The following is a 20,875-nucleotide window of genomic DNA, read 5'->3' as shown; positions in this document are numbered from 1 at the left end:
TTTAGCAGTCTTTTAAATTGATCAATCCCAAGGCATTGGCGCGGTGAACTGCGCTGGTGCGGGAATTCACTGCAAGTTTTTTGTAAATCCGTTTGATGTAGGTGCTGATGGTGTTGATGGACACGCCGAGAATATCGGCAATTTCAGCTTGCATAAATCCCTTGGCCACCATTTCCAGCACCTGTTGCTCCCGTTCCGACAAGGGTGTGAATTCCTGGTTCGCCGATGTTTTGCTGGTGGGGAGTTGATCGGGTGTGGGCACCCCGCGAAACCGGTTCAGCAATCGCCGGGCAATCACAGGGCTTATTGGGGAGCCACCAGCGCGCAGTTGTTTCAATCGATCAAGAATGTCGGCAGTGCGCGTGTCTTTCGTGAGGTAGCCCGTGGCCCCTGCTTCGATGCTTGAGATTACATGTGATTCATCACCGAACACGGTTAGCACCATGCTCTCGCAACCGGGCATGTGCTGATGAATGTGGGCAATCAACTCCAGCCCACTGCCATCGGGCAGGCCCAAATCGACCAGCACCACTTCGGGTTGCAGTTCTTCAACCACAGCCATGGCTTCTTTCAATGTGTAGGCCTGCCCAACCAGGTTCAGTTCAGGGTGGGTTTCAATGGCCAGGCGCAGCGCTTGCTGAATGCGGTCATCGTCATCCACCAGCATCACGCGGATGGTGTTTTGCCCAACTTCTGTTCTGCTTTGTATGTTCATTGGATCAGTTGGTTGACTTCAATAATCGGCATCATCACCGCCAGTACAATCAATAACACGATCAGGCCCATCACCAAAATAAGTATGGGTTCCATCAAGCTGGTGAGCCACATCGCTTTGCGTTCCACCTCGGTGCGTTGGCTGTCTGAGGCACGTTCCAACATGGCAGCCAGTTGCCCTGTGGCTTCGCCGCTTGCCACAAGGTGGGTCAACACCGGCGGAAACAAACCGCTTTTTCCCATGGCTTTGCTCAAGCCACTGCCTTCTTTTACGCGCTCCTGAACATCGACCATGGCCAGTTGCAAGGCACTGTTGCCCAATGTGCGGTTTGCGGCGGCCAAGGCTTTCAAAATCGGAACGCCACTGCCCACCAATATCGAGAGTGTCGAGGCCAAGCGTGCAGTGTTCACTGCGCGAATGAATGGGCCCACCACCGGAATGGTCAACACGAATTCATCGAATTTCAGTTTGAAGGCCTTGTTTTTCAGCGCATTGCGAAACAGGTAAATCGCCAGCGCCAGTGCCAATGCCATTAACCATCCCCAGTCGCGAAGCAGGTCTGACAAGGCAATCATCACCACCGTGAGTGTGGGCAGTGCCTGGTTGTTGCTTTCAAACACCGACACCACCTGTGGCACCACATAGGTCAACAAGCCGATCACGACCATCAATGCGACCACGGTCACAATGGCTGGGTAAATGAATGCGGCGCTTACCTTTTGCTGCAGGGCTTGACGGGCTTCCAGCGCATCGGCCAGTTTGGACAATACGCCGCCCAAATCACCGGTGTTTTCACCCGCGGCCACCGTGGCCACGTACATTTCAGGAAAGGCTTTCGGATATTGCGCCAACGCCTGGCTCAGTGGTGTTCCTGAAACAACTTCTGAGCGAATACTGTTGATGCGCTCCCGAATCAAGGGTTTCTCAGCCTGCTCAACCAGCGCAGCCAGGGCTTGGGCCAGTGCCAGGCGGGCTTGCAGCAGACTGGCCAATTGCCGTGTCAACAACACCACTTCGCGGTTGCTCAGTTCCCGGTCAAAGCGCCCAGCCTTCTTGCCGGTCATTTTCGCGCTGCCCACCTCCAGCACTTCAATCGGGGTCATGCCCTGCATGCGCATTTGGTTGCGTGCTGCTCGGGGGGAATCGGCCTCCATCGAGCCTTTCACTGTTTTGCCTTGGGCGTTCAATGCCTCGTATCGAAAAACTGCCATGTTTGCCTGGTCTCTTGTTTAGTCTCTCGTGACTCGAAGCAGTTCTTCCAGCGTGGTGGTGCCACTGGTCACCCAGCGTTGGCCGTCTTCCCGCATGTTCTTCATGCCCTTGGCCTGCGCGCGCTGGCGCATTTCGGCTTCCGAGTTTTCGTTGTGCACCATGGTGCGCAATTCATCGTCAATCGTAAACAGTTCGTATACACCGGTACGGCCTATGTAGCCTGTGTGGCCGCACTGGTCGCAGCCATTGGCATGCCAGAGGGTGTGACCTTGTTCATCCAGTGTGCTGGTTTTGCAATGTGGGCAAAGGCGGCGTACCAGGCGTTGGGCCAATACACCCAAGAGGCTTGATGACAACAAAAACGGTTCAACGCCCATGTCGACCAAGCGCGTAACAGCACTCACGGAATCGTTGGTGTGCAGGGTGGCCAAAACCAAGTGCCCCGTCAGTGACGCCTGCACGGCAATTTGTGCGGTTTCAAGGTCGCGGATTTCACCAATCATGATTACGTCTGGGTCTTGGCGCAAAATGGCGCGCAAGGCCTTGGCAAAAGTCATGTCGATTTTCGCGTTCACTGGTGTCTGGCTAATGCCAGGCAAATCGTATTCCACCGGGTCTTCCACAGTCATTACATTCGTAGTGGAAGAATCAATGCGCGACAACGCAGCATACAGCGTGGTGGTTTTGCCCGACCCCGTTGGACCCGTTACCAAGATAATGCCATGTGGCATGTTGCACAGCCGGTCCATTTCCTTCAGGGTGTGCTCGGGCATGCCCAAGCGGCTCAGTTCAAGCCGGCCAGCTTCTTTGTCCAGCAAACGCAGCACCGCACGTTCGCCGTGGCCTGTGGGCAAGGTTGAAACACGCACATCCATTGGTTTGCCGCCAATGCGCAGGGTAATGCGGCCGTCTTGCGGCAAACGTTTTTCTGCAATATCCAGGCTGGCCATGATCTTGATGCGTGAAATCAGGGCCGAGTGCAATTCACGGCGGGGTTGCAACACATCGCGTAACGTTCCATCCACCCGGAATCGCACCGCTGAGTGGGTCTCGAACGCCTCAATGTGAATATCTGATGCACCATCGCGGCTGGCCTGCGTCAGCAAGGCGTTGATCATTCGAATAATCGGTGCGTCGTCTTCGGTTTCCAGCAGGTCTTCCACGGCTGGAATGTCTTGCATCAACTGGTCCAGGTCCAGGTCGCCTGCCACTTCATCGGCCACAGCCGCCGCGCTGGTTTCCTGGTTTGAGTAAGCCTGGTTGATTGTTTTTTCAAGTACCACGGCGTCTTCGCAAAACACCCAGTCAATCGGGCAGGGCGCAACGCGTTGCGCCTCGATTAGCGCGTGGCTGGGCGTACGTGGGCTGAATGCCAAACGCCACAATTCACTTTGTGCATCCAGGCACAGCACCTGGTTTTGCCGGGCAAAACCGTAGTGCAGGCGGCCAACTGTTTGTGGGTTGAAGCGCAGTTCCATCAGGGTGTATTTCCTGAAGTTCGGCCACGAATTATGCGGCCGCCATTGGGCCCTACCTCCGAATTGCTGCTGCCTTCACCGGCGCGGGGAATCACCAGAATTCGGTTGCTTGGCGTCAGGTTGATCGAATCACCATTGGCTTGGGCTGGCGCTGCGGCGTTGGGGCGCGCCACATCAGCAGGGCGGCGGCTAGGTAGCACAGGTGCCTCCATATTGGGCAAGCCAAAGCGTCTCTCGGGCTGGTTTTCCTGTTGCAACTGGCGCATGTAGTCGTAACGGTTGGTCACAATGCTTTGAGCCTGGTCCTCGTTGCGCACTACCACGGGCCGCAAAAATACCATCAGGTTGGTTTTCTGGCGACGGCGGTTGTCGTAGCGGAAAAATTGCCCCAAAAACGGCACGTCGCCCAAGCCTGGTACCTTTTCTTCGTTGCCGGTGACCCGGTCTTCAACCAATCCACCCAGCACAATGATGTTGCCGGTTTCCACCAGCACATTGCTTTCAATGGATCGCTTGTTGGTGATAATGCCCGACACGTTGGTGCTGTCCACCACCGAACTGACTTCCTGAAAAATACCCAGCTTGACGATGCCTCCCTCAGACACCTGCGGCTTTACACGCAGGGTCAGGCCCACATCCTGTCGCTCAATGGTCTGGAATGGGTTAACGGTTGCACCGTTGCCACCGCTGTTGGTGAATTGCCCGGTAATGAAAGGCACGTTCTGGCCAATCACGATTTTGGCTTCTTCATTGTCCAGCGTCAGAATGTTTGGAGTAGATAGAATGTTGGCGTTGGCCTTGCTTTCCAGCGCACGGGCCAAAAAGCCGAGGTTGGAAATGGTACCAATGCCGGGAATGTTCACTTGCCCGTCAATCACACCAATGTTCAGGCCGCGGCCCACAGAGCCCAGGTTGGTGGCTGCACCCAAAATATTGCTGCCAGAACCTGGGTCGTTAAAGTTGGTGCCACCAATGACACGTACACCGTCAGCGCCCACGCCCGACAAGCCCTGAAATTGAATGCCAAACTCGGCAGCTTTGTCGGTAGACACTTCAACAATCAATGACTCTACGAATACCTGTGCGCGGCGCACATCCAGCTTTTCGATGATGGAGCGCAGGTTGCGGTAAATCGGTTCGGGTGCGGTAATAATCAGCGAATTGGTGGATGGGTCGGCCTGCACAATGCCGCCGTTGTTCAAGTCCACATTGCCCGAAGCGGCACTCAATTGCCCGCTGGAGGTGCCACCACCCAGCGAAGACCCCAGGCTGCTGGAACCACCGAGGCCAGCGCTGCCGTTGGTAATGTTGCGTGTGCTGTTGTTGGTGTTGGAGGTGTCACCTCCCAATCCACCAGCAATGCCGCCGCCAGACAATGAACTTAGCCCGGAAGAACTGTTGTTGTCGGAAATCGGGCTGCTGCTGAGCACAGCCTGCAACGTTTTCGCCAGCTTGGCTGCCTCGGCATTTTTCAGGTACACCACCCACACATTGCCGGGTTGTTTGGTGGGTTGGTCCAGTTTTGCAATCAGGGCCTTCGCCAGATTCAGTCGGGCTTTGCTCGGCGTACGCAGCAACAGCGAGTTGGTGCGCGGGTCGGCCATCACAGACAATCGTTGACCCGCATCCACCGCGGCACCCGTACCCCTGTTGCCTTCATCCAGCATGCGGCCCAGAATGGCGGCCAAATCCACTGCCAGGGCATGCTCAAGGGGCACCACTTCCAGGTCGCCTGAATATGGGCCATCAATGCTGGCAATAATGCGGGCGATTCGTTGCAGGTTGTCTGCGTAATCAGTGATCACCAAGGTGTTGTTGTTGGGGTAGGCGGCAATCGTGTTGTTGGGCGCAATCAAAGGGCGTAGCACTGGCACCAGCGCGGTGGCCGATTCGTAGTTCAGCTGAAACACCTGGGTCACGATCGCATTGCCGCTTTGGCTCATGGCTTTGCGGGGGTCTACACTGTCGGCTTGCACCTTGGCATCGTTTTCAGGCAAAACGCGGGCGATGCCGCCGCTTTCAACAATCGTGAAACCTTGCAGGCGCAGGGCAGCCAGCAGGGCATTCTTGGCATCGGCCGCGCTCAATGGTTGGGGCGAAACCAGCGAAATCGTACCGCGCACGCGGGGGTCTACAACGAATGTTTGATTGGTGAACGAACCAATTGCGCGCACCACGGCGTCAATGTCTGCATTCACAAAGTTCAATGCAAACTTGTCTTCCTGACTGTTTTGCACCCGCGCTGTGCTTTGAAGGTTCAGGTTTTGTGCATGGCCTGCAACACCCAGTCCCAAGCCCATCGAAGCCAGTGCAATGCTCAAAAACGAGCGTTTCATTTGTCCCATGCGTGCAGTGTTCAAGCTCACTGTTCCTTTTATTTTTGCTTCTTTCATCAAAATACACCCAAGCGATAGCGATCGCCTTCAAGTCGTCCCATCTGGCTGAGCAGGCCTGTCAACGCATCTTTGCTGCGTTCTTGTGCACTGGCATACCCATTGAATACAAATCGTTGTCCGTTCGTCCACTGACCACTTCCCTCCAGCATCAAGGGGCCTTTGTTGGTCGCTAGTGTCATGTCTAATCTTGTATCAGGATTTCCTGTCACGGTGATGACATATTCACCCAAGGGTCGAATACTGGCCAGCGCCGATTGGGCATCCAGCCATTTCAGCGTGGCATTTATGCTCTTGCCGCTTTGCCATTCAAGCCAGCTTAACTGCAACAGGCCCTCGGGTCGAATGGTATTGAAGGGCGCACCTGTTGCCCCCAGCCAGGCTGCGGGCATGCGAAGCTCGCCACCACTCACAGTAATACCTGCGCCGGTGAATCCCAGATGCAAAGGCTGTACGAATTTCGGGTGTGTTATTTCAATTCCCAGCCAGCTTGCATCGCCACCCAGTCGAAGGTGCCAGGCCAAAGCCTCTGGAATGGCGTACACCCGCGCGCCATCGGACAGGCCCAACTGCATTTGCCCAGCCCACACCGACCCATGGCTGCTCAACACCCGAACCTTGCCGCCGCTTGCAGATTCAATGCTGCCCGATACGGCATACACCGGGTAGTTCCACACCAGCACAGCCAGGGCAATCAAGGCAAACGGCCACAACCCACGCAAACGTTTCATTGGGGGGCGCCTGTGTTTCCTTGGCTGGCTGGCAACAAGGTAACGTAACCTTTCAACACACCGGCTTGCACTTTCTCAACCTCTGCCTGGTTCAAGGTGATGCTGGAAATGGCCTCGGCACGCGCCATCCAGGCCAGAAAACCACTGGCTGGGACATTGTCGAATTCCACCCGAATGTCGCCTTCCTCGGTGCGCACCAGTGCGGCTTGCTCGGCTATGCCCTGTTCTTCAAGCAGCTGTTGCAGGCGTGCCTGCAAATCGCTTTCAGGCACTACAACGCGCGATCGTGCACCTCGCAGGGCTTCCAGGTCTTGCGCAGCGCGCATCACCTGGCCTGCCTTGTCCACCAGCGCGGCTTGGTTGGTGGGGCCTTGTTGTATGGTCAGGAGTGCAGGTTCAATGAGTACAAACCAGGCAATCAGCACCGCTGCCAATGCGCCGCCATACGTCACCAGTTTTCGTTCCCTGCTGTTTAGCTGGTCCAGTTGGGCCTGTGCTTTGTTCAGCAAATCATTGGGTTTCATCGCGCCGCTCCCTTCTTCACTTGCAGCACAGGCAAGTTGGATTGCGCGCCGATCAGCCACTTGGCATCCAGCCTTCGGGCTTTCAGTTTTTGCAAGGCGGCGCCTTGCTGGTCTTCAGAAATATTGGCATTGAACCGCACGCTCAGTGTGTTCTCAGCCCAGGCAAAATCGACCATGCTGTTAAAGGGCGCCAGCTCCATGGCCAATCCCACCTCGTGAAGCAGGGCACTTGCGCCCTGGGCATTGCTGGTGTCCAGCCCAGCGTTCAGATTGCGTTTTTCTCGTTCAATCAATAACAAGGGGTCGGCCACCATGGGCGTGTTGGGCAAGGCCTGGGCATAGCTCTCGGCAATTTGGGTTTCAATGGCTGCATTGGCACTTTCAATTTTAAAGGCCAGTATATTCAGGCCCAGCACCGCAACGGCCATCAAGGCCAAGGCTGGGGTAAGCAGCTTGCGCAAGCCAGCTTGGTTGGCCATTGGGCGCATGCCCATCTTTCGAAGTTCGTCTGCGTTCAGCAGGCTTTTGTTCAACAGCCTCGGCAAAGGCTCGATGGGTGCACGTGTATTGGCGCGTATTTTATTCTCGCCCATGGCCCCGTCCACCTGGCTGCTCAACCAGGTGTAGTCTGTGTTGTTCAATTCAATCACGGGGGCACCGGCTTGCTGCAATCGACGTTGCAGCATCACTTTCAACACGGCTGCCTGGGCAGTGGGTGTCAGCAAGGGCGTATCAATGCCATCTACCAAAATAAAGTCTTGCCCGCTCAGCCATGCAGCGCCCTCGTTGCCAGTGCGTTCCCGCAATGTCTCGCAGCTTAGGCCTGCCAGCTTCAAGCCCTGTTGTGCGCAGCTGCTGACAATGCTGCGTGCACGTGTTTTTCCCAGCACGGCAGCCAGCTTTGCCCCACCAAGTGGTTAGGCAGGTTGGGCCACAGGCTCACGTGGTTTTCTTCGGGCTCGTTCAACAGGTAAGGCTCAACCAGAAAGGGCAGCGCCTCTTTCAGTTTGTTGCCAGTCAACTTGGGAGGCACCACAGCAAATAGCCCCACTTCGGTGGGGTTCACCAACACCAGGCAAGGCAGGTCTTTGGGTAGTTTGTTCAGGGCCTCTTCGCCACCGTGCAATTTGTCACCGCTTCGCGCCAGCACCTCATAGCGCAGCCGGATCATGCGGCCCTCCTCTTCGGCACGGGCTTGGTCAAGGGCCTTGGGCCACCAAATCACCAACAGGGGTTGGTTGTTATTCAATTATTGTCTCCACATCACATACACGCGCTGGTCTCGTCGCTCAAGCAAAGCCCGGGTCCGAATCAACGCCTCCTCTACCTGCGCAGTGCCTTCTACGAGAAAGTAATTGCTGCTCACGGTTATTAAATCATTGTTTATGGTCACATTTGCATTCAGTGCAGCCCGAATATCCGCCACATTCCGGAAAGTGACCCTTTCACGTTGGGCCAGCAATCGCTGAGCATCGCTGAAGCTCATTTCCTCTACTACTGCGTAAAGCACCTCGGCAGATGCAGTGTTGGCATTCACCGCACTGGCTTTGGGCAAAATGGCCACATAGGGCCGCAGCTGGTTCCAGGTTTCTTCAGTAATGCCGTATTTGCCCTGAAACTCTTCCCACCGCAAAGCGGGCTCAATGCGCGGGGCATTCGGATCAATGCCTTGTTCTTCAGGGTTGACCAGTTTGGGCATGAACATGGTGCTCAAGGTTTGAACCAACAAGTTTCGCTGGTCTGCAGGCACGCTCAGCAGGTCACTTAGTTTGGTAAAGCCTGCCAGCCACACCTGTTGGCGGGGGTTGTCAGCACCCAGGTTGCGAAGGTTGAATCGCCCTTGTGCATCTTCAATTCGCCCGGTCAATACTACTTCCCGATCATCACTGTCGGTGGCATTTTCTTCCTTGCGCATCAAGCCTTCGTTGATGCGGCTTTCAGCCAAGGGCACTGCCCAAGGTTCGGTCAATGTGTCGGTGGTGGACACTCTTGCGTCTTCGCGCAAAATAACCCTGGCCCAATCCACACCGCTGCGGCTAACCGCATCGGCCTGGTCGCGTGCTGCTGCAACTGAAATGGTTTTTGCAGTGGCAAACAGGTTCCAGATCAAAGGGCTCACTGCCAATGTGCACAGCACCACGATGAACAATGCCATCACCACGGCCGCGCCTTGTTGTGGTCGAATTCGCGTTGATCTCATCAGTACACCCCACCAGTTAAAAACACCTGCGTCACGACCTGGTTGTTGGGTTGGGTCAAGCTGATTTCAACCGCCCGCACCAGGCTTCGTACCGCTTGTCCTTCAGTTGTTTCCGGTGTGCCCGGTGTTTCACCTTCGCCGCTTTCTGGCGGGCGCTGTGCCGGTGTACCGCTGTTCAGCTGCAATGCAGGTCCTTGCAATTCAAGGTCTGTGCGTTCTTGAACAACATGGTTGCCGAATGTCACAGGGCTGCTCCACCCGCCGGGTTCACGCAACAGGCGCACTTGCAGGCCCCGGGTGGCAATCGGGTCGCTGATCGAGGGTTGCTCCGGGTTTGGCTGGCGGCGTGCAATCCGAAGCAAATTGGTGCCGTCCAGCACCCATTCCACACGCTCCCGGTAGGCAGGTTCGCTGGTGTTGCGCTGGGTAAACTGAATCAGCAGCCCATTGCCGGTCACTTCAATCAAATCGCTCTCCGGGGTGGGCGTGTCCAGCGTCAACTCCAGCGCGTCAAGGTCTTTTTCGAACTGTGAAAAAACAGCGGCTACGGTTTGAATCTGCTCGTCCACCTCTGTAACGCGGTTGGCCGAACGCAATACTTCCTGCAAACCCTGCCAGGACAAAATCGAAATCACCGACACAATGCCCAATGCAATCAGAACTTCCAGCAGCGTAAAACCCTTGGCATTTTTATTCATGGCGCGCTGCTCAAGAAAATCACCAAGCGAGCCAGCTGGTTGCCTTGGTCGCCCTCGAAGGCGTCCAGCACCTGAATTTCCACCCGCCTGAAATTCGGGTTGGGAGTGTTGGAAATTTCCACCCGACATACAAACCGGAAATTGCCCTGTGGGCAGGATTGCTGCGCGGTTTGCGCACTCGGAAACACGCCGGAAACCCGAATGTAGTTGGCGGCATTCTTTGCGCTCCACTGCGCATACTGCCGCTTGATCATCTCGTCTTGCTGAATGTTCAAGTTGCCGGCTGCCTTCAGGCAGGCAATCAGGGCCACCGCGATAATGGTCATGGCCACCAGCGCTTCAATCAGGGTAAAACCGCGCTGCTGCTTCATAGGCTTTGGCTGGCCCTGTTCAGCACTGTGGTGCTGGGTTTGCTGACCTTGAATACACCACTGGCCTGGCTTTCCAGCACCACCTGCACTCGGTTGCGTTGAAGCACAATCGCCTGGCGTTTCAGGCCAGTCCTGCTTTCCAGGGTCAGGAACTTGTTTTCAAGGCCCTCGTTAATCAAGGTCACCTTGAAGGGGCCGTTGTCCCAAAGGCGGGGGCGCAGCAAGGGTTCCGTAGTCACTGGTACCCAGCGGCTGCCTGTGAATTCTTCGAAGGTGTAGCCCTCATCACCGGCTACAAAGCGAATGTCTTTGGATTTCAACAGAGATTCCTGCTGGGCAATGCGCAGCAGTTGCGACAGTTTTTTGGCGTCTGATTCCAGGTAATTGGAATCGCCGGGTGTGCCGCGCACCACAATAAGGCCGGCGGCGATCGACAATACGACGATCACCACCAGCAATTCAAGCAGGGTGAACCCCTGCTTAGAGGCTCCAGGAACCAATGTCGGCATTCACGCCCTCACCACCGGCTTTGCCATCTGCACCAAAGCTCATTACATCCACTTCGCCATTAATGCCAGGGCTCAAAAACTGATAGTTGCTGCCCCAAGGGTCAACCGGCAGGCGCGACAAATAACCACCTTGCTTGTAATTGCGTGGCACGGGTTCCGTGGTCGGGGGGGTTACCAGGGCTTGCAGCCCTTGTTCGGTGGTCGGGTAGCGGCTGTTGTCCAGGCGGTACAGGTTCAGTGCTTGCATCACCGAAGCTATGTCTTGCTTGGCCGCAACCACGCGGGCCTCGTCGGGACGTCCCATGATTTTTGGCACCACCAGCGTAGCGAGAATACCAAGAATGACTACAACCACCATGATTTCAATCAGGGTAAAACCCTTGTTTTGTTTTTTGCCTTGAAGCGAATTTAGTTTTTTCATAAACAACCGTAGAAAAGATCCAGAATTATCCTTGCTGAAGGTTACACCCATTTTATGAATATTTGACAGCAGCCCGCACCACCGTTGCAAGCCGCACAAAATCCCTCTGCTTTCGGGTAATCGGTAAAACCTTTACCTTTGTCACGTAAATAGGGTCTTTCTTAGGTGTTCTTGCGTGAGCATACTTCGGGTGTGGGCAACTCAGGTTGCCGACAACCCTTGAAGCATGGCTTAAAAACCGGTCACCCTCGCGGGTTGTCCGGTTTTTTTTGAATCTGGCCCATCTTGCGGGTTATGATGCTTTCCAGTGTGTCACTTCACTTCGCCCCATGAAACTTGCATTGAAAAAACCCGTTGCCCAGATCAGCTTGTCACCAAGACTTGTTCAGGGATTGAGAATGGTGTTGTGGTTGAGCACAGTGGGGCTGGCTGTGTGGGTGTTGATCAAGTTGTTCGCGCCCGCGCCTGTGGTTGCACCCGCCATGCCTGCTCAGGCCTCGGCGAATTATCAAATCGACCAGTCGCCTGAAGCGCGGCTCATGGGCGTTGAAACTGCGGGTGGTCTCACGCCGCCCTCTGTGAATTTGTTGGGCATTTTTGCCAACAGTGAAGGCAAGGGGGCTGCCGTCATGTCCATCGAAGGGCAGCCCGCACAATCAAAGCGTGTGGGTGATGAAGTGGCTAACGGCTGGACACTGGAAGAAGTGGGTCCTACCTTTGCAGTCATGCGTCGCAGCGGGCAGCGTCATCAGGTCAACCTGCCCATTCTTGAGGCTGACCCCAATTTGCTGCGCCGCGTTCCTGCCAGCAGTTAAGTGCCCGTGCCAATCAGGGTTTGGGTCAGGGCTTTGCCGTCGGCATCCTGAATTTCTATTTTTGCAGGCTGCCAGTTCAAATCTTTGGCATACCAAATGCGCACAACTTCATCGCCTGCATCTTCGGGTTTGGTTTCAAATAGCAGGGTGCTCACCCGGCGCTCGCCTTTGCCAAGGTCCAAGGTTAGGTCTTGCGCTTTTTTCAGAACAAACACCTCATTGGCCACGCGCCCGGTGCTCATGACACGCATGGTCAAGGTGTCGCCCGTTTTCAGGTCGGCGTTGCAGCGCAAACGCGCTGCGATCTGGTAAATCATGCTGATCCGGTCCTGCAGCCCTTTTTCATACGGTGCAGACTCACCATTGCGCTTGAACAGCACCTGCTGCGTTTCCGCGTTCAGCATACTTTCAGCCACCGGTTTTTTGCCACGTTGCTCGGCGTAATAAAGGGGGGTTAAGCAGTTGTGCATCCACCAGCCCTTCACTTTTCTGGGTTAGTTGGCCCGAGTACAACAAAGCCAAAAAGCCTTTGGCCTGTGAAGTGGATTCAAGTTTGTACTGCGTACCGGCCACCCGCATTTTGTGTGTACTAATGGCCAGTTCACCCGGAATTTGACTGTGCGTCAGTGAGAACCGCAGGTCTGAATCAATGACCTGTTTGCCCATGCCTCTGCAAGTGGTCTCTGCTGCCCAAGTGCTACTCACGCTGCTCAGGCTGAGCAGGGCAGCAGCGCTGATTTTGATCATTGTTTTTTTGCTTACATTCATCGCTTCACAATACCTTCCAGATAACCTTCGTCTTTGTTGAAAATGCTGAGGCACTCTCGCCGGGGTATTTTGCCCGGTGGTGCAGCAGACACATGCACCCATTTGCCAAACTCCAGAATCAGTTGATCAAATTCACATGGCAATTGTGCAATGGCCAATGCCAAATCGCAGGGGCTGCCGAATTCGGGGCACACCAAATCTGCCGCCAGCCCCATGCAGTGCTGCGAGTTGGGCACACCGCCCACTTTCTCATTCAAGGCATGTGCCCTGAAACCACTGTTAATCTTTAACGCACCACTGCGAATATTCAGGGACCTTTGAATATCACCCAGCAAAGCAGAAAGCCTGCTGAGGTTTTCAAGCAGCTCTGGCGGGCAACTGTTGTCTAGACCGCACCGCAGTGCGGTGTCAGAATGACACAAGGTATCCTGACAAAATTCGGGATGAAAACTCAACTTCAGGTCCATTCGTTTTGCGCATTCGTTATATTCGTCGTCCCCATGCGGGCTTGTCCGGCAAAGTGTATTTGCTTGATCTTGACAACACCCTGCACCATGCATCCACCCACATTCTGCCCGAGATCAACCGACAAATGACACGCTATCTGGCTGAACACCTGGCGTTGGACCCCCAGCAGGCCAGCGAGTTGCGTACCCAATACTGGCTTCGCTATGGTGCAACTTTATTGGGCATGATGCGCCATCATCAAACCAACCCGCACCACTTTTTGGCCAGTACCCATCGTTTCGAGGGCTTGAAAAAATTGAGTTCTCGCCATGGTAGCGTGCCCCACCGCCTGGGCAAATTGCCAGGGCTGCGCATTATGCTGACCAATGCGCCCCGCGCTTACGCCGTGGAACTGTGCAAGGAAATGGGTTTGTACCGGCACTTGCACGCCGTCATTGCGATTGAAGACATGGTGGTTCACCAAATCTGGCGACCCAAGCCAGCCAACATTCTGTGGCCCAATCTGAAGAGCAAGTTGAAAGGCAAGCGGGCTTTGCTGGTCGACGACACTCTCGGGCACCTTGAGCAGGCCGCCAGGCATGGCATTCAAACCAGCTGGATCACCTTCCCGGGGTTGGGGTTCAAGCCCCGGCAACTCACCGGCAAAGTTAAACACCGCATTCGGCAGTTTGAAGCCATACGCACCGCAAAATTTTAGGCATTACACACGGTGCACTTGGGGTCTTTGCGAATTTTCATTTTCGTGAATTCGCAACTGCGCGAATCGTAAATTTGCAGGGTGCTGTACATGGGTTGTCCAAAGCCAGCCAAAATTTTCAGCGCCTCGCTGGCTTGCAGCGTGCCAATCACGCCTGTCAGCGGCGCAAACACGCCCATGGTGGCGCAACGCACTTCTGATACATCGTCCCCTTCCGGGAACAGGCAGTGGTAGCAGGGCGCTTGCGGATTATTCAGTTCGAACACGGCCAACTGGCCGTCCAACCGAATGGCCGCGCCAGAAACCAGTGGCTTGCCGAACTTCACGCAGGCACGGTTCACGGCATGGCGGGTTTTGAAGTTGTCGCAGCAGTCCAGCACCACATCCACTTGCGCAACCAACTGCTCCAGTTCTTCGCCTTCAAGACGGTGCGCAATGGGCACAACCGTGCTGCACGGGTTCAGTTCATTCAAGTGGGTTTTGGCTGATTCAACCTTGGCCATGCCCACGCGCGCGGTGGTGTGCAACACCTGGCGTTGCAGGTTGGTGAGGTCGACTTCATCGTCGTCTGCGATATAAATGGTGCCCACGCCCGCACTGGCCAGGTACAGCGCACTGGGGCAACCCAGGCCACCTGCACCCACCACCAGCACTTTGGCACTGGCAATGCGCGATTGGCCCTCAATACCGATTTCATCCAGAAGAATGTGACGGGAGTACCGAAGTAACTCCTCGTCATTCAAGTCTCGCAGTTCCACGTTCAAGCCGTTTTCAGGGCGGCTTACTTGGCTGACTTGGCCGTTTGTGCAGCTTTGCGGTTTTGCACCACGGGCTTGCCTTTCAGGTAATTCAGGGCCTGCTGCAACTGATAATCGTCTTTTTCGCCGAACACAATCGGCTTCATGTCGGCGTTTTTGTTGCTGTCCGAATTCTTGGAGCTCGGTGTTTCCTCGCCCTTCTCATTGCTCAGGTGTCGTGTCAGGTCTGCTTCGCGAACGCGCTCAACAATGTCGCCTTCGGGTGTCTCGGTCACGAGGAAATCGGGTTCGATGCCCTTGGCCTGAATGCTGCGGCCATTTGGCGTGTAATAACGCGCAGTGGTCAGCTTGATTGCCGTGTTGTTGTTCAAAGGCAATATGGTTTGTACCGAACCCTTGCCGAAGGTTTGTGTACCCAACACCTTGGCGCGGCCATGGTCTTGCAGTGCACCTGCCACAATTTCCGACGCAGAGGCCGAGCCGCCGTTCACCACGACAATCATGGGCACGGTTTTCGCAATCGGGCTCAATTCTTTCAGGTAGTCTTTCTCGCGGCCGCGCAGGTAATCTTCAGGGCCTGCCACCAGCTTGCGCTGGGAGTCTTCGGTACGTCCATCGGTAGATACCACCAAGGTGTTTTGGGGCAAAAAGGCGGCGCTAACGCCTACTGCAGCATTCAGCAAGCCACCCGGATCGTTGCGCAAATCCAGCACCAAGCCTTTCATCGGTGTTTTGGCCTGCAGGGTGTTGATGGCCTTTACCAGGTACTCACCGGTGTGTTCTTGAAACTGCGTAATGCGCACGTAACCAATGCCATCGTCCAGCATCTTTGATTTCACGCTTTGCACCCGAATTACATCGCGAATAATTTTGACCTCGATTGGCTTTTCCACGTCCTTGCGCAGCAAGGTCAGGCGAATCTCGGTTTTTGGTTTGCCACGCATCAAATTAACCGCATCGGACAAACTCATGCCTTTGGTAGGCTTGTCATCGATTTTCACAATCAGGTCACCCGCTTTCACGCCAGCTTTCGCGGCGGGGGTGTCTTCAATTGGCGAAATCACCTTGACAAAGCCGTCCTCAGTACCTACTTCAATGCCCAGGCCGCCAAATTCACCTTGCGTGCCCACGCGCAGTTCTTTGAACGCTTCTGCATCCAGGTAGCTGGAGTGGGGGTCTAGGTTGGCCACCATGCCGCTGATGGCACCGTTGAACAACTTGTCATCGCCCACGGGTTCCACGTAAAAACTCTTGATTGCGCCAAATACCTCAGTGAACTGACGCAGCTCACTCAATGGCAAGGCCTCGGGCTGCTGCCGTTGGGCCACCGCGCTAATACCCACGCTGACCAACACGCCGGCCACTACACCGACTGATACCAAACTGATTTGTCGCAATTTTTGACGCATAATTCCTACCGACCTTTGGTCCACGAAATAGGATCGAAGGGTTGTCCCTGATGCCTTAGTTCAAAGTATAAACCTGTATCAAGATTACCACTGCTGTTGCCAGTTTCGGCAATGGTGTCACCCGCTTTCACGGAATCCCCTGATCTTTTCATTAATTTACCATTGTTGCCATATACGCTCAAAAACTGGTCGCCATGGTCAATGATCACAATTTCGCCGAATCCGCGCAGCCATTCCGAAAACACCACGCGCCCCGTCGCAACCGCCCGAACCGCTTGCCCCGCCTCGGTGGCAATAAAAATCCCCTTCCAGGAGGGGCCTTGCCCGTCTTTTGATCGCGTTTGCCCAAACTGGCCTGCCACCGTGCCTTGCACTGGCAGTACCAGCCGACCTTTCAGTTTTGCAAACTCACCCGTACTGGGCATGGGGGGAGGGGGGGAGTAATCCGGTTTGCTGGGAGTCTTCCCTGTTGATTTGGGTGAAGTGCCAGACTGAGCCTGTTGTTTTTGCTGCTGCGCGGCCAATGCCTGTTTGCGTTTTGCCTCTTCAATGGCGCGGGTCAATTCGGTGATTACATTGCTCAACCGTGCTTCATCACGTTGCAGGCGCTTGCGCTCAAGCTCCTGGTTCTTCAGCTTCGAGTTCAAGTCAGCGATCAACTGGTTGCGCTCCTCGCGCTGAGCCACCAATTCCCGCTGGCTCTTGTTTTGATCCGCAATCGTGCTTTCAAGTCGCTCCTGCTTTTTCTCAAGCCCCAATCGAATGGACTCGAGTTCACGCGCTTGCGCTGCTTGCTGCGCCGCCAGGTCGCGTTCAGCCGCAGAAATTCGCTCATACCAATAGCTTTCGCGCGCAGCTTCGCTGGCCGATTTGCCCGCCAACCAAGCCTGTGTCGGGTTTACTTCTACCCGACGATACTGGTTGCGCATCACCTCGGCCAGGCGTGACTGAGTGCTCTCCAGGTCTTTTTGAAGTTGGGCTTCTTCCTGGCTCAACCTTCGGATGTCTGTTTCCAGCGCATCCCGATCCTGGTCAAGGGCTTTCAGGCGGGTCTGGGTTTTTTCAAGCCGTTGCTCAAGCAGGCCAAGCGCTTTGGCGGCCTGTTTTTTCTCACCGCTGGTTTCATTGATTTGTTTTTTCAATGCATCCAGTTTTCGGCGCACTTCGTCGCGTTCCTGCTTCACACCTGCCGGGTCGCGCACATTGCTTTGCGCCCAGGCGGGCTCGCTGGCATTCAGGGCGAGCATGGCCAACACAAGGCCAAGCCCCCCACGGGTAGAACAAATCAACCTTGAATAGTTACGCACCTGTATTTACTTGGCCTTTCCCTGGTTTTTCACGGCAGCCATGGCCGCTTCAATTTCGGCCTGGTTGCCAAGGTAGTAACTGCGAATAGGCTTCAGGTTTTCGTCCAGCTCGTACACCAAGGGGCGTGCGGTTGGAATGTTCACCTGCAAGATGTCTTCCTCGCTCAGGTTGTCCAGGTACTTGATCAGCGCACGCAATGAATTGCCGTGCGCCGCAATCAACACCTTCTTGCCAGCTTTAATGGCTGGGGCAATGCCGTCTTTCCACAACGGAATTACGCGGTCAACGGTGTCTTTCAGGCACTCCGTCAGTGGAATTTCCTCGGGTTTCAGCCTGGCATAGCGGGGGTCATTGCCGGCAAACCGGGGGTCATCCACTTTCAGAGGGTTGGGTGCAATGGCGTAGGCACGTCGCCAAATCAACACTTGTTCTTCGCCAAACTTGGCAGCAGTTTCAGATTTGTTCAGGCCTTGCAAGTCGCCATAATGGCGCTCGTTCAGGCGCCAGGCATGCACCACGGGCAGCCACATCTGGTCCATTTGATCCAGGGCAATCCATAAAGTGCGAATGGCACGTTTCAAAACAGACGTGTAGGCCACGTCAAAGCTATAGCCCTCGGCTTTCAGCAGGTCGCCTGCCTTGCGGGCTTCCTCTCGGCCTTTGTCTGTCAGGTCCACATCGGCCCAACCGGTAAAGCGGTTTTCAAGGTTCCATTGGCTTTCGCCATGGCGCATCAATACGAGTTTGTACATGTTTGTGGCCTTTAAGTTGCTGTCTAATTAGGCAAACCTCCATTTTAGCCTCGATTCAAGGGGATATAATGACCAATCCATCAAGACCCACTCATTGCAGGATTTATGTCGCAGGAATTTCTGATTCAAAACAGTTGGCTTATCGCCTTGGCCTTTGGTTCTGGCCTCATGTTGATTTGGCCAGTGTTGACCAAAGGTGGTGGCACTCGCGTAACCGTGCCCCAAGCCACACTTTTAATTAATCAAAAGAAGGCGGTCCTGGTTGATATTCGAGACGATGACTTCGTCAACAACTCGGGCGTTGTGCCCAACTCCAGGCGCATGGCCATCAAAGACCTGAAAGAAAAGGCGGGCACCCTGGCAAAAACCAAGGAAACTCCCTTGATTGTGTTGTGTCAAACCGGCGCACGTTCTGGCGCAGCCGCCACCGTGTTGAAAGCGGCAGGTTACACCGACGTGTTTGTTCTCGACGGTGGCCTGAATGCCTGGAAAGAAGCAGGCTTGCCGGTTAAAAAGGTTCAAGACGCCGCAGATGCTGCGCCCAAAACCAAAACACCCAAGGCCACCAAGCAGGTTGCCAAGTAAAAGCAAACCCAGTTGCAGCAAACTCAGTAGTCAAGGAATTCACATGAGCAATGTTCAAGCCCCTGTTCGCATGTACACCAGCGCGGTGTGCCCTTTTTGCGTTCGTGCTGAACGCTTGTTGAACGAGCGCGGTGTGCAGAATATCGAGAAAATCCGGGTTGATCTCGACCCATCCCAGAAAGAAAAAATGATGGCCGAAACCGGCCGCCGAACCGTGCCGCAAATTTATATCGGCAGCACACATGTGGGCGGCTGTGATGACCTGTTCGACCTCGACCGTGCTGGTAAGCTTTTGCCATTGTTGGGGCAGCCCGGCTAATTTCATTCAAACCTTATTTATTCAATCCATAGGAGCCAGCAAATGGCCGAACAGAATTCAGAAGCAGTGTTTCAAATGCAACGCGTCTACATCAAAGACGCTTCTTTGGAACTGCCCAACGCACCGCAAATTTTCCTCGAGAAAAACCCGCCCAAAATTGAAGTGGCTGTGGATGTGGGCGCACAACGCTTGGCCGAAAACATTTTCGAGTCTGAAGTGACAGTAACGGTGACCGCCAAAATCGACGAGAAAGTGGCTTTTCTGGTGGAGTGCAAGCAGGCCGGTATTTTCGAAATTTCAAATGTGCCTGAAGAGCAGTTCGATCCTCTGTTGGGCATTTTGTGTCCCAACATGATCTACCCCTATTTGCGCGCCAATGTAGCCGACCTCATTACCCGCACCGGCTTTCCACCTGTGCATTTGTCCGACATCAACTTCGAACAGTTTTACCAGCAGCGTTTGGCAGCAGCCCAAGAGCAGGCCGCCAAGCAAAACGGTTCCGGCATCATTACCACAGCGTAATTGGCGGCGCGCGTGAACATCACCGTGTTCGGTGCAGGGGCGTGGGGCACCGCAGTGGCTGCCCACATGTCCTATGTGCATGATGTGGTGTTGTGGGGGCGCGATACTGCTGTGCTGCAATCCATTGCCAGCCAGCGCGAAAACCCGCGTTACCTCGCGGGTATCAAGCTTTCTCCCACACTGAAAGTACAGGCTGATTTTTCGGCCGCAGCCCGGCACGCGCTTGGCCAACCCGACGCACTCTGGGTGCTGGGCACGCCCATGGGCGCGTTGCGCCAAACACTGTTGCAATTGCTTGAAATTGCGCCCATGGACCAATGGCCTGCGCTGGTGTGGTTGTGCAAGGGCTTTGAAGTGGGCACTGGCCAAATGCCGCATCAAGTGGTTGAGGAGGTGTTGGGCAGGCACTATGGCGGTGCGCTCACCGGCCCTTCATTTGCAGCCGAAGTGGCGCGTGGCTTGCCCTGCGCACTCACTGCTGCCAGCGCGGACGAGCCCACCCGCCAAGCCATGGTGCGTGCTGCGCACCATGCTGCCTTGCGTGTTTACGAGCTTGACGACCTGGTGGGCGCTGAAGTGGGTGGCGCGGTTAAAAACATCATGGCGGTGGCTACTGGCATTTGCGATGGCATGCAATTGGGCCTGAATGCCCGTGCAGCGCTGATCACCCGCGGCATGGCCGAAATCAAGCGCTTGGCCGTGGCCTTGGGTGCCCAGGCGGAAACCCTGAATGGGCTTTCCGGTTTTGGTGACCTTATACTCACCTGCACTGGCGATTTGTCTCGCAACCGGCGCGTGGGCTTGATGTTGGCTCAGGGCAAGTCACTGGACACCATTCTCAAAGAATTGGGTCAGGTCGCTGAAGGTGTGAAATGTGCGCCGGTGGTCAAGCAGCTTGCCGCGGAATTGGGGGTTGATATGCCGATTACGGCAGCGGTAAATTCTGTGCTATTCGAGGGTTTGAGCCCCGGAGAAGGCGTGATGCGCCTGCTGTCGCGCGAAGCCAGGTCTGAAGACGCTGAATGATCGTTGCTGTTTGTTGTCCACTCGGCGTGGTTGCTTGTGCTGCACGGGGCTGGTTGGTTTGTTGAGTGCTGAGCTTGCAGGGTCACCGCTGCCCGAAAACTTGGCATTTCGGCTTGTCGTCTTGAGCCTGCACTAAGCCAAGCCCTCCAAAAGTAACGGTCGGGTCTTGGCTTTCGCGCCATGGCGCGATCGTTTG

At 55.2% G+C, this 20,875-nt stretch carries 26 protein-coding genes; 6 read left to right on the top strand and 20 right to left on the bottom strand.

What is annotated here, in order from left to right; genetic code table 11:
* Position 1 precedes the first annotated feature (1 nt).
* The 13 genes from BSZ31_RS03385 to gspG are packed head-to-tail and all read right to left on the bottom strand — an operon-like array spanning position 2 to position 11,252.
* Positions 2 to 715, bottom strand: a complete 714-nt coding sequence (locus tag BSZ31_RS03385) for a response regulator transcription factor (protein ID WP_105027561.1) — start codon at positions 713 to 715, stop codon at positions 2 to 4.
* On the bottom strand, positions 712 to 1,926 hold the full coding sequence (gene gspF, locus BSZ31_RS03380; protein WP_105027560.1) for a type II secretion system inner membrane protein GspF: 1,215 nt from the start codon (positions 1,924 to 1,926) through the stop codon (positions 712 to 714). Before gspF ends, BSZ31_RS03385 begins: the two co-directional genes overlap by 4 nt.
* Positions 1,927 to 1,944: 18 nt before the next feature.
* Entirely contained in the window at positions 1,945 to 3,405 is a 1,461-nt protein-coding gene (gspE, locus tag BSZ31_RS03375) for a type II secretion system ATPase GspE (protein ID WP_168426828.1), read from the bottom strand.
* Positions 3,405 to 5,771, bottom strand: a complete 2,367-nt coding sequence (gene gspD / locus BSZ31_RS03370) for a type II secretion system secretin GspD (protein WP_240605757.1) — start codon at positions 5,769 to 5,771, stop codon at positions 3,405 to 3,407. The genes gspE and gspD overlap by 1 nt, the downstream gene beginning before the upstream one ends.
* 26 nt (positions 5,772 to 5,797) lie before the next feature.
* Entirely contained in the window at positions 5,798 to 6,529 is a 732-nt protein-coding gene (gene gspN, locus BSZ31_RS03365) for a type II secretion system protein N (protein WP_105027557.1), read from the bottom strand.
* A complete protein-coding gene (gene gspM, locus BSZ31_RS03360) occupies positions 6,526 to 7,053 on the bottom strand; it encodes a type II secretion system protein GspM (RefSeq protein WP_105027556.1) in 528 nt (175 codons plus the stop codon). Before gspM ends, gspN begins: the two co-directional genes overlap by 4 nt.
* The gene (locus BSZ31_RS03355) at positions 7,050 to 7,943 is read right to left on the bottom strand and encodes a hypothetical protein (RefSeq protein ID WP_146106576.1); all 894 of its coding nucleotides are present in this window, start codon (positions 7,941 to 7,943) and stop codon (positions 7,050 to 7,052) included. Before BSZ31_RS03355 ends, gspM begins: the two co-directional genes overlap by 4 nt.
* Positions 7,886 to 8,302 carry a hypothetical protein gene (locus BSZ31_RS03350; RefSeq protein ID WP_146106575.1) on the bottom strand — a complete coding sequence of 139 codons (417 nt, stop codon included), beginning with the start codon at positions 8,300 to 8,302 and terminating at the stop codon, positions 7,886 to 7,888. Before BSZ31_RS03350 ends, BSZ31_RS03355 begins: the two co-directional genes overlap by 58 nt.
* Positions 8,303 to 9,253, bottom strand: coding sequence for a type II secretion system minor pseudopilin GspK (gspK, locus tag BSZ31_RS03345; RefSeq protein WP_105027553.1), 951 nt, complete (start codon positions 9,251 to 9,253; stop codon positions 8,303 to 8,305).
* Positions 9,253 to 9,951 carry a type II secretion system protein J gene (locus BSZ31_RS03340; RefSeq protein ID WP_105027552.1) on the bottom strand — a complete coding sequence of 233 codons (699 nt, stop codon included), beginning with the start codon at positions 9,949 to 9,951 and terminating at the stop codon, positions 9,253 to 9,255. Before BSZ31_RS03340 ends, gspK begins: the two co-directional genes overlap by 1 nt.
* Positions 9,948 to 10,322: a type II secretion system minor pseudopilin GspI gene (gene gspI, locus BSZ31_RS03335; protein ID WP_105027551.1), complete on the bottom strand. Its 375-nt coding sequence runs from the start codon at positions 10,320 to 10,322 to the stop codon at positions 9,948 to 9,950. The genes BSZ31_RS03340 and gspI overlap by 4 nt, the downstream gene beginning before the upstream one ends.
* A complete protein-coding gene (locus BSZ31_RS03330) occupies positions 10,319 to 10,831 on the bottom strand; it encodes a prepilin-type N-terminal cleavage/methylation domain-containing protein (RefSeq protein WP_105027550.1) in 513 nt (170 codons plus the stop codon). Before BSZ31_RS03330 ends, gspI begins: the two co-directional genes overlap by 4 nt.
* A complete protein-coding gene (gene gspG / locus BSZ31_RS03325; RefSeq protein ID WP_105027549.1) occupies positions 10,803 to 11,252 on the bottom strand; it encodes a type II secretion system major pseudopilin GspG in 450 nt (149 codons plus the stop codon). Before gspG ends, BSZ31_RS03330 begins: the two co-directional genes overlap by 29 nt.
* A 329-nt stretch (positions 11,253 to 11,581) precedes the next feature.
* Between gspG and BSZ31_RS03320 the strand changes: the two genes are divergently transcribed.
* Complete coding sequence (locus BSZ31_RS03320; protein ID WP_105027548.1) at positions 11,582 to 12,067, top strand: type II secretion system protein N; 486 nt, start codon at positions 11,582 to 11,584, stop codon at positions 12,065 to 12,067.
* On the opposite strand, the gene BSZ31_RS03315 is transcribed toward BSZ31_RS03320, so the two are convergent.
* The 3 genes from BSZ31_RS03315 to BSZ31_RS03305 are packed head-to-tail and all read right to left on the bottom strand — an operon-like array spanning position 12,064 to position 13,302.
* Positions 12,064 to 12,537, bottom strand: coding sequence for a DUF3108 domain-containing protein (locus tag BSZ31_RS03315; RefSeq protein ID WP_105027547.1), 474 nt, complete (start codon positions 12,535 to 12,537; stop codon positions 12,064 to 12,066). The genes BSZ31_RS03320 and BSZ31_RS03315 overlap by 4 nt on opposite strands.
* Entirely contained in the window at positions 12,476 to 12,814 is a 339-nt protein-coding gene (locus BSZ31_RS03310) for a hypothetical protein (protein WP_146106573.1), read from the bottom strand. Before BSZ31_RS03310 ends, BSZ31_RS03315 begins: the two co-directional genes overlap by 62 nt.
* A 17-nt stretch (positions 12,815 to 12,831) precedes the next feature.
* Positions 12,832 to 13,302: a D-Ala-D-Ala carboxypeptidase family metallohydrolase gene (locus tag BSZ31_RS03305; RefSeq protein WP_105027545.1), complete on the bottom strand. Its 471-nt coding sequence runs from the start codon at positions 13,300 to 13,302 to the stop codon at positions 12,832 to 12,834.
* 5 nt (positions 13,303 to 13,307) lie between these two features.
* Here BSZ31_RS03305 and BSZ31_RS03300 point away from each other — a divergent pair, with 5 nt between their 5' ends.
* A complete protein-coding gene (locus BSZ31_RS03300) occupies positions 13,308 to 14,000 on the top strand; it encodes an HAD family hydrolase (RefSeq protein ID WP_105027544.1) in 693 nt (230 codons plus the stop codon).
* Here the strand turns inward: BSZ31_RS03300 and BSZ31_RS03295 are convergent.
* Genes BSZ31_RS03295 through gpmA form a run of 4 tightly spaced genes read right to left on the bottom strand, consistent with a single transcriptional unit; the run spans position 13,997 to position 18,227 of the window.
* A complete protein-coding gene (locus BSZ31_RS03295) occupies positions 13,997 to 14,743 on the bottom strand; it encodes a molybdopterin-synthase adenylyltransferase MoeB (protein ID WP_105029716.1) in 747 nt (248 codons plus the stop codon). The genes BSZ31_RS03300 and BSZ31_RS03295 overlap by 4 nt on opposite strands.
* 38 nt (positions 14,744 to 14,781) lie before the next feature.
* Positions 14,782 to 16,170 (bottom strand): S41 family peptidase, encoded by a 1,389-nt coding sequence (locus BSZ31_RS03290; protein WP_369907281.1) that lies wholly within the window; start codon positions 16,168 to 16,170, stop codon positions 14,782 to 14,784.
* 2 nt (positions 16,171 to 16,172) lie between these two features.
* Positions 16,173 to 17,474, bottom strand: coding sequence for a murein hydrolase activator EnvC (locus tag BSZ31_RS03285; protein ID WP_146106572.1), 1,302 nt, complete (start codon positions 17,472 to 17,474; stop codon positions 16,173 to 16,175).
* 6 nt (positions 17,475 to 17,480) lie between these two features.
* Positions 17,481 to 18,227 carry a 2,3-diphosphoglycerate-dependent phosphoglycerate mutase gene (gene gpmA, locus BSZ31_RS03280; RefSeq protein WP_105027541.1) on the bottom strand — a complete coding sequence of 249 codons (747 nt, stop codon included), beginning with the start codon at positions 18,225 to 18,227 and terminating at the stop codon, positions 17,481 to 17,483.
* A 105-nt stretch (positions 18,228 to 18,332) separates the two neighbouring features.
* Between gpmA and BSZ31_RS03275 the strand changes: the two genes are divergently transcribed.
* From BSZ31_RS03275 to BSZ31_RS03260, 4 genes are read left to right on the top strand one after another with little or no spacing between them, the layout of a single operon-like run.
* Positions 18,333 to 18,812 carry a rhodanese-like domain-containing protein gene (locus BSZ31_RS03275; protein ID WP_105027540.1) on the top strand — a complete coding sequence of 160 codons (480 nt, stop codon included), beginning with the start codon at positions 18,333 to 18,335 and terminating at the stop codon, positions 18,810 to 18,812.
* A 43-nt stretch (positions 18,813 to 18,855) separates the two neighbouring features.
* Positions 18,856 to 19,131 carry a glutaredoxin 3 gene (grxC, locus tag BSZ31_RS03270; protein ID WP_105027539.1) on the top strand — a complete coding sequence of 92 codons (276 nt, stop codon included), beginning with the start codon at positions 18,856 to 18,858 and terminating at the stop codon, positions 19,129 to 19,131.
* A 42-nt stretch (positions 19,132 to 19,173) separates the two neighbouring features.
* Entirely contained in the window at positions 19,174 to 19,653 is a 480-nt protein-coding gene (secB, locus tag BSZ31_RS03265; protein ID WP_008247524.1) for a protein-export chaperone SecB, read from the top strand.
* 12 nt (positions 19,654 to 19,665) lie between these two features.
* On the top strand, positions 19,666 to 20,679 hold the full coding sequence (locus tag BSZ31_RS03260; RefSeq protein ID WP_168426827.1) for an NAD(P)H-dependent glycerol-3-phosphate dehydrogenase: 1,014 nt from the start codon (positions 19,666 to 19,668) through the stop codon (positions 20,677 to 20,679).
* Positions 20,680 to 20,875: the final 196 nt, after the last annotated feature.

Source organism: Limnobacter sp. SAORIC-690 (assembly GCF_002954425.1).
GTDB classification, from domain to species: Bacteria; Pseudomonadota; Gammaproteobacteria; order Burkholderiales; family Burkholderiaceae_B; genus Limnobacter; species Limnobacter profundi.
The sequence above is the reverse complement of the archived record's forward strand: the minus strand, read 5'-3'. Positions and strand labels throughout refer to the sequence as shown.

Coding starts and splice junctions, on each gene's coding strand:
- gspF (WP_105027560.1), bottom strand. CDS start 1,926: ATGGCAGTTTTTCGATACGAGGCATTGAACGCCCAAGGCAAAACAGTG.
- gspG (WP_105027549.1), bottom strand. CDS start 11,252: ATGAAAAAACTAAATTCGCTTCAAGGCAAAAAACAAAACAAGGGTTTT.
- BSZ31_RS03275 (WP_105027540.1), top strand. CDS start 18,333: ATGTCGCAGGAATTTCTGATTCAAAACAGTTGGCTTATCGCCTTGGCC.
- BSZ31_RS03310 (WP_146106573.1), bottom strand. CDS start 12,814: ATGATCAAAATCAGCGCTGCTGCCCTGCTCAGCCTGAGCAGCGTGAGT.
- gspI (WP_105027551.1), bottom strand. CDS start 10,322: ATGAAGCAGCAGCGCGGTTTTACCCTGATTGAAGCGCTGGTGGCCATG.
- BSZ31_RS03305 (WP_105027545.1), bottom strand. CDS start 13,302: ATGGACCTGAAGTTGAGTTTTCATCCCGAATTTTGTCAGGATACCTTG.
- gspE (WP_168426828.1), bottom strand. CDS start 3,405: ATGGAACTGCGCTTCAACCCACAAACAGTTGGCCGCCTGCACTACGGT.
- gspM (WP_105027556.1), bottom strand. CDS start 7,053: ATGAAACCCAATGATTTGCTGAACAAAGCACAGGCCCAACTGGACCAG.
- BSZ31_RS03330 (WP_105027550.1), bottom strand. CDS start 10,831: ATGCCGACATTGGTTCCTGGAGCCTCTAAGCAGGGGTTCACCCTGCTT.
- gpmA (WP_105027541.1), bottom strand. CDS start 18,227: ATGTACAAACTCGTATTGATGCGCCATGGCGAAAGCCAATGGAACCTT.
- BSZ31_RS03385 (WP_105027561.1), bottom strand. CDS start 715: ATGAACATACAAAGCAGAACAGAAGTTGGGCAAAACACCATCCGCGTG.
- BSZ31_RS03340 (WP_105027552.1), bottom strand. CDS start 9,951: ATGAATAAAAATGCCAAGGGTTTTACGCTGCTGGAAGTTCTGATTGCA.
- gspN (WP_105027557.1), bottom strand. CDS start 6,529: ATGAAACGTTTGCGTGGGTTGTGGCCGTTTGCCTTGATTGCCCTGGCT.
- secB (WP_008247524.1), top strand. CDS start 19,174: ATGGCCGAACAGAATTCAGAAGCAGTGTTTCAAATGCAACGCGTCTAC.
- grxC (WP_105027539.1), top strand. CDS start 18,856: ATGAGCAATGTTCAAGCCCCTGTTCGCATGTACACCAGCGCGGTGTGC.
- BSZ31_RS03320 (WP_105027548.1), top strand. CDS start 11,582: ATGAAACTTGCATTGAAAAAACCCGTTGCCCAGATCAGCTTGTCACCA.
- BSZ31_RS03315 (WP_105027547.1), bottom strand. CDS start 12,537: ATGCACAACTGCTTAACCCCCCTTTATTACGCCGAGCAACGTGGCAAA.
- gspK (WP_105027553.1), bottom strand. CDS start 9,253: ATGAGATCAACGCGAATTCGACCACAACAAGGCGCGGCCGTGGTGATG.